This window comes from Daejeonella rubra (assembly GCF_900103545.1).
GTDB classification, from domain to species: domain Bacteria; phylum Bacteroidota; class Bacteroidia; order Sphingobacteriales; family Sphingobacteriaceae; genus Daejeonella; species Daejeonella rubra.
Map to the genome: position 1 here is coordinate 48,541 of NZ_FNHH01000028.1, position 6,943 is coordinate 55,483.

At 36.5% G+C, this 6,943-nt stretch carries 6 protein-coding genes and 1 tRNA gene; 1 reads left to right on the forward strand and 6 read right to left on the reverse strand.

The window, feature by feature from the left end:
- Positions 1-18 precede the first annotated feature (18 nt).
- Positions 19-504 (reverse strand): BAR domain-containing protein, encoded by a 486-nt coding sequence (locus tag BLR27_RS15435; RefSeq protein WP_090706379.1) that lies wholly within the window; start codon positions 502-504, stop codon positions 19-21.
- Between the two features lie 697 nt (positions 505-1,201).
- On the opposite strand from BLR27_RS15435, the gene BLR27_RS15440 reads away from it, so the two are divergent.
- Positions 1,202-1,870 (forward strand): helix-turn-helix domain-containing protein, encoded by a 669-nt coding sequence (locus BLR27_RS15440; RefSeq protein WP_090706380.1) that lies wholly within the window; start codon positions 1,202-1,204, stop codon positions 1,868-1,870.
- 264 nt (positions 1,871-2,134) lie between these two features.
- Here the strand turns inward: BLR27_RS15440 and BLR27_RS15445 are convergent, their stop codons facing one another.
- From BLR27_RS15445 to BLR27_RS15465, 5 genes are all read right to left on the reverse strand, one after another.
- A complete protein-coding gene (locus BLR27_RS15445) occupies positions 2,135-3,997 on the reverse strand; it encodes a hypothetical protein (RefSeq protein WP_090706382.1) in 1,863 nt (620 codons plus the stop codon).
- A gap of 64 nt (positions 3,998-4,061) precedes the next feature.
- A complete protein-coding gene (locus BLR27_RS15450; protein ID WP_090706383.1) occupies positions 4,062-4,472 on the reverse strand; it encodes a hypothetical protein in 411 nt (136 codons plus the stop codon).
- Positions 4,473-4,535: 63 nt separating this feature from the next.
- Positions 4,536-5,330 carry a hypothetical protein gene (locus BLR27_RS15455; RefSeq protein ID WP_090706385.1) on the reverse strand — a complete coding sequence of 265 codons (795 nt, stop codon included), beginning with the start codon at positions 5,328-5,330 and terminating at the stop codon, positions 4,536-4,538.
- A 57-nt stretch (positions 5,331-5,387) separates the two neighbouring features.
- On the reverse strand, positions 5,388-6,686 hold the full coding sequence (locus BLR27_RS15460) for a tyrosine-type recombinase/integrase (protein WP_090706387.1): 1,299 nt from the start codon (positions 6,684-6,686) through the stop codon (positions 5,388-5,390).
- A tRNA-Ala gene (locus BLR27_RS15465) sits at positions 6,659-6,732 on the reverse strand. The genes BLR27_RS15460 and BLR27_RS15465 overlap by 28 nt, the downstream gene beginning before the upstream one ends.
- Between the last annotated feature and the right edge of the window lie 211 nt (positions 6,733-6,943).

A 6,943-nucleotide genomic window follows, 5' to 3' on the forward strand; every position in this document is an offset into this window, starting at 1 on the left:
TAAGCTCCTGTTAATGGATTAATTAGATTGATGTGGTTCTACTTCAATAGAAATGAAGTTGTTTTCACCGTTTAGAAGTCTGTTCACGAAGTAGTTTTCCACTTGTCCCGGATTGTTCACCCTGACGCTGTCTTCAATGGAGATTTTCCCTTTGTCAAACATGGTATGTTTAAAAAGCACTCTTAAACAGCGTGTATAAAGCCTAGCTCCAAATTTAGCAATGGCATCTTCTGAAAATGTCAGGTATATCATATTATATCCTGCCCTGTTCCTTGTGAGTGTGATGTTAAAGAAGAAAGTCATGAACTCTTTAATTAAGTTACTTTCCTTACCGCTTTGCATATGGTTTACTTCGATAACCGTGCGGTATTTCTGGTGCTCAAAGCTTTTGAGCAGTTCTCTTGACGCTTGTGTAAGCAAGTTATAGGCCTTTTCAACCTCTTTGTTCCTTAATTCTAAGTTTTGAGCTAAGATTGTAGCATCGTCTTCTGTTTTTACAGTCATTTTGATAAGCTTTAAATGTGATTAAATAGTTAATAAATAGTTGTGAAACAGATTTTAAATAGTGATTTGAGAGATCAGACAAGCTAATTTTCCTTTTAAAGAATGAGCAGAAGGAAGGATTAAAGAGTAGTTTTTTGCTCTAGGCTGGATGAGTAGGCATTCATCTTAGATAAAGAGAAGGTCAGTCTGGAAACTTGTTGTCAGGAAGGAATTTTGTGATCTCAGGTCAGATACTCTGGTCAAAAGTCACATTACAATCTGTTTTTATCGAAGTGAGGTCCGGCGGTAGTTATCAGAGCGCCTCTCTCGCTTAACACACTCTGAATATTATGTTTCAGGAAACAGAATTTCAATTTGAGATTGGAAACTGCTAATAAAACTGATATTTCAAAAACACTTTTTTATAAGTGATGGGGAGGGCGTAGATTATGCAACTGAACATTTTTTTAGATAAAGACAAAGTTGCTTTTGCAAAATTATAGTAGAGTTATAGCTTATTTTATCTGATACTTTTTCTCATATTTCCAAATTATAAAGTATTATAAATCAATGTATTAAATTGGAAAAGATGTATCAATTTCGTATATTTGTATTAATTCGGTAAACGGATATTCAATCACATCCTTCAAGTTTTACCACAAAGAAGATCTCACCTTCGCACCAGATATTTTACCTTTTAAAGAATCAATTACAATTAATGAGAATTAGCGATCGCTTCATCTTGAAGCCAGACTTTTATAACCTGGGAGAACTAGGATTGGACTACAAAGATTTACTTACATACATTACAATCAGATCATTTAATAATAGCAAAAGCAAATACTGCTATCCGAGTTTTAGAGCTATTTCAAAGCTTTCAGGACTATCTACATACTTCGTGGGTAAATCAATGAAACGCCTGAGAGATGCTGGTGTACTTAATGCATGGGTGGTTGCAGGCAGACGAAGGAAAGCCTATTGGTATATGTTCGAAAATATTTCTGGACTGAACAAAGTGCCTTACGAACTTCTTCTTGATTATGATTTAACAACTAATGAAAAATCAATATTGATTTTACTTTCAGAGTATTGTAAACAAGGTTTTTGCTCTGATTCAACTGCTGAGATTGCTGAGAATTCAGGAGTATCACATCGAGTTATTGAGACTTGGTATCAAACCCTTCTTTTAAAAGGATATATTGTTGAATCAATTTATGAAAATCCATTAAACAATACATTGACTAAGCACTTTGCCTTAACCAATATGTTGCAGTGGAATTTAAGACCCTATGATATTCCAGATGATGACATTTCAGATTTATCTATTGACGATTTGTTAAATATATACCACAATCATAGAAGAGCAGTGACCAGTTCCACAAGATAATGATAAGAAAAAAAGACAGTGGCCTATCTGCTACTGTCTTTCAATATCGATTAATTGAATTTCCTTACCCATTATTTAAAAGGTTAAACCTTGTAAATGCTAGGTTGAATCAAGAGATCAAAAGCATAAATTGTTCTCCATAAAAAAAGCCTGCTCTGAGAGCAAGCTTTAATGACTAATTAGTAAAGTAAAATTTAGTTTAATAGTTAGATTGATGGACAATTATTAACTGGTATATAACCCCATACTTACAAACTGTCCAAATCAAAAATCATGAAGAAATTCTAAAACTTCGTAACCCTTAATCCAGTTACCATTTTCATCTTTCCTGATATTCTTTCTTTCTGAAAGTTGCGCAGCTTCACGCAACAACTGTACATTAGGTTTAAGGTCGGAAAGACCAGTTTCAGCGATTCCCTTTGTAAGTATTGCCTCTATCTCATGACTAGTGTAACCAACTCCAACAGCAAATTCACGTTTAATAAATGCTAAGATTGGAAGCAGTCTCTTGAGCCCTTTCGCTTCTTCCTGCTTTTGTTTAATTCTAGCTATGTTGTAGTCATGTTGCTCTGCATTCTTCAACCCGAAGCTGTCAATCACAGCCATTCGATCTGGATAAGAAAATCTTAAAGATGCAAGATTAACAACCTGGGCAAAGTCGTTGTCTTTATACTCGTTTAGCAGATATCTGACTCTCTCACTGACAAACTCATCTACGGTTACAGACTTGGTTTTTTCTGATATCTCAGCCATCTGTTCATCGGTCAACTCATAACGGTAAAACTGTGAAGATTCCGTAACTTTAAAGTGCTCTGTCAAACGATACTGCTCGATAAGCGAAGTCGATGTCTGATAATAGCCCTTAACCCGTTCTTTGTAAATGAAGTTATCAACCATGAAATGATTCAACTTGCCACTATCTCTGAGGAACGCGTTAAAGCCATTAAGCTCCAATATTTCCTTTATAAAAGCGTTCATGTAAACCCTGTCTGATTTAGGAGTAAACTTGGTAACAAAGTCATGCAGTCCTTTCTTATCGTTTAAAATGGCATCAATCTCCTCTTTTGTAAAGTTTGTAAGCCTGGAGCTGTAGTTGGATATGTGATATATGTCTTTAAGAACCACAATATCTTCTTCCTCTGGTTTCCTGAACCTCCCACAAATTTGGATCGATTCTGTAGAAGGATCGATAACGGTGTGCTCAACTGATATAACATCCGAAAGCATAATAATAATCGGATTGCAGCGGTACATAGTGTAGTCAATATCTACCGCAGAGAAGAACCTGTTTGTTAGAAAATTAATCTTCGTAAACTTATCATTAATGGCGCTATAGACCTTTTCAATACCATTAAGACGTAATTCTTTTGCACTTTTTTCAGAGCAGAACACCGATGTATCCTTCTCTATACCCAGTCTGTTAATAAGCCTTTCCATCCTTCCTGTTGCCTTTAGAAAGATAAAACATTTCCGATTTTCTAACTGTTTGGATTCTTCCAGAGCATCCAATAGCAGTTTGAGCTGGTAGGCAACGTTGTTGGTTGTAAGTACACATATCTCTTCAGAAAAATCATAGTCAGGCTCAATGGTTACTAATTTGAAATCAGAGAAGCGTGGATCGGTGGGTATGATGGGTGTAGCAGATATGAAGGCTTTATGATGGAAGTCAAAAAAGTCATCTATTGGATTGATTACATCCTTTCTGAAGTCAATGTCCTGTATAGCTTTCTCACATTCATCAAATAATATAAAGTAATCCCTATACATCAACTCACCCAACGCCTCCTTGATCTTGGTAAAACCTTCAGGTGTGGTCAGGATTTTCTTATGACCTTTCCGGTTTTCCACGTATCGTTTAATATCAGCAGCTTCAACTCCTTCATATACACCAAGAATTACCTTGTGTTTACGTCTCTTGCCATTGTATTTGATGCATTTTCCAATAATCACAGGTTTGTTAGGTTCGACAATAATGCTGTTACGAGGGAATTCGATTTCAAGTGTAGTAGCTCCACATCCTGGAATTTTTTTATGGATAATACATTTATTAGGTAAACCTTTTGTTTTAAAGGGTTCAATTTGTCCAAGAAACTTCCCTACAGGAAGCTTATGACTTTCTTTAATCATGATTTTGAAATTTATTTTGTTGTAATAAAAAAGGGTGGAAGAGAACCCTCCACCCGATTGAGGTTTATACAGATTGAGCGTATACTATCAGCTCCTGCAAATTGAAGTTTATTTCTAAAACTCCATCCTGATAATCGTCCATGACCTTTGTCATTGGACCCTCAAGGATTACTTTCACTCCCGGTTGGGACTTTGCAGACCTGTTGAAGGTGTAAAACTTGTAGGGTCTGTTGCCTTTGTCAGTTTTTATCTCTGACTCTTTGATGCATTTCAAATTAGCATGCATATACCCGAAGGTTTTATCTAATTCGTTCGCATCGGCTGGACGTAGGGACTCTCCCCAAGTCAAGAAATCACCAGGTGTATCCCAGTAACCTCCTTTTGATTTGTCTAGGAACTCTTCCGGTCCTAAGGTTTTCACTGTTTTCGTGCTCCGACTTTGTGGAGCATCTTCCTTTTTGAAAAGATGTTTCATTTGAATAAAAATTTGTTATTAAAATTTGTTATTCAAATCTGTCTTAAATCCTTGAGGTAAAGTTTAATCCTGTGTTCCACTTTCTTTGTGGATAAACCCTTGTTTTAGCTTATTATTAAGGATAGATTGTAAGTATTTTTTATCTGCGATCGTCGGTTTCGATATGCCAAGGGTAAAAGGGTTGTTCCCTTTGCTCTGATAAAGATTTAAGGCTATTAAAACCTCGATAACAAATCCTAATTGCGAAAGTGTCCAGAATTGGTTGTCTGGTTTCTTGATTTTCGTATTGTCATTCAAATATTTAAGAAGAGGGATAGCAAATAATGTTATTGTCTCATTTGTAATCTGATCTACATCTTTATGTTCGTAGATGACACCATTAAGATTGGGTTGATAAATTGTGTATTTTCTGTCTGCAATTCGTCCAGTTAAATAGGAATTAAAGATCTGTGCTCCAATATCCATGGGTATTTCATTTCTTGTCATTGCAGAACGAAGAGTCTTAACTATCCAATCTGTTATTAGCTTATCATCAAAAACAACTTTCCAGTCTTTCACTAATTTCTTGACAGTCTTTCCTTTCGGCCCTTTAATTTTGTACTGCTTCTGGAATGTTATAATGTAATCCTCTCCCTCACTTGCAAAAACTGTATTAAAGTTATCGATAAACTGCTCTACACGACGGGTGCTTGCAAAATTGGGCAGTCTGACTAAATTCAATGTGGAAAAATGGTGGTCAGCTAAAGAAACGATATCATTAACCAAATCATCAGAGTATTTTATTTTATTTCTCTCTATAACTTTCTTTATATCCCCGGAGATCTCTAGTATTTCTTGCTCTGTAAAAGAATGTATCATTGTTATGTCTGGCAGTTAAAAATCACATCATGTGCAAATTGATCCGTTAGCATACAATTATATGATTGGGACCGATTTTGTCACGGGGATAAATTTAATAAGATCTTTAAGATATGTCTCAGTTTCCACTAAACTTGAATGTCTGTTGGCAGCACAAATCTCAGCTATAGTCCAACCTGCAAGGTATTTACGCACGTTTGAGAGATGTTTGAAGGAGTATAAGGTATAGTTCTTCTCAGTCAGACTCAGAGCCTTCAGGCAAGCTTGAAATCTATTATAAGGTTTATTCTCGCTAATCATTGTAGGTCCTATAATGTTGTTAATATCCCCAAACAAGTAAAACTCTGATGGGTAATCTTTAACCCCAATACCAAGTAATTCCTTCTTTAGTGTAGCGTCAATCTGTACAGGTATAGCCTTTTTGTTCTTAGAGATAGTTGCTGGTATCACAATGCGGTCGTATTCCATATTGATGTGTTTTAATTTCGTTTGCCTCAGCTCCTTCGGCCTTATGCATGTGTAGTAAATAGTTTTAACAAAGAGAAGTGTATATGGGTCGTTTTGTCTCAACCAAGACATGATCTTCGTAAAATCTTCATCTGAGAAGACCTGATGTAATTCAGTTTTGATTTCTTTCCTGCTTTCCAAGCCTGTAGCGGGATTCGCGTCAACATATTTATTCCTCTTCAAGTAAACAAAGAAGTTATTTAACGTGATTCTTGCGAAGTTATATGTGACTCCTGTCCATTGCCGAGTTTTTTCGCAGGTGTTTAGGAAGTCTGTTATATGAGAATCGTTTATGTTTTCTACCGTGACATCACCTAGATGATCAGTAAATAACATGAGCTTGCTTTTGTAAGAACCTATAGTCTTTGGTCTGTTGCCTTTGCTTTTATGGTATTCCAGAAACTTCTCTATCGCCTCTCTCAAGTGTAGTGTATGGTTAATGGCAACTGGTAAGTCTGTGGCAGTTTCCTGCTCGGTAATTGGATTCCATCCTTCGTTAAGATCATTTATACAAGTGGCTAGAAGTTCTGAGAATGCATCATGCTTTTGAAGATAATCTTTTATACGGTTAAGATTTTTTGATAGCCTGAAACGTCTGAGTACGTCAATCTTATGATCATGGAAATGAAACTCGACATACCACTTGTTTTTAGCTATTTCTGCAAGTTTGCTTGATCCACGAGGTATACGTTGAGGTAGCTTTCCTGTATGAATAAACGGTGTTGTAAATGAGGTTTCTGCATGGGAAATGCGAGCTAGTGGCACTGTTTGTGGCACTGTTTTAACAAAAACAGCCCTGGAGTTACCCAGAGCTTGTTCCGTGGAGAATATCGGATTCGAACCGATCACCTCTTCACTGCCAGCGAAGCGCTCTAGCCGAATGAGCTAATCCCCCGTTTTGGAATGTTCCAGTAGAATGGTTTTCCAGATACAATTATCAGCATTTTAAATGCATTTTACAATAGAAATTGGCAGATAATTGATTTGTATCCCTAATTCCAATCCTCTAACTGGATATTCCGCTCCATAGTACGCCACGATTCCGACACAAAGTACGCCGCCCATTCCGAAGCAAAGTACGCCACGATTCCGAGGGAAAGGTTACC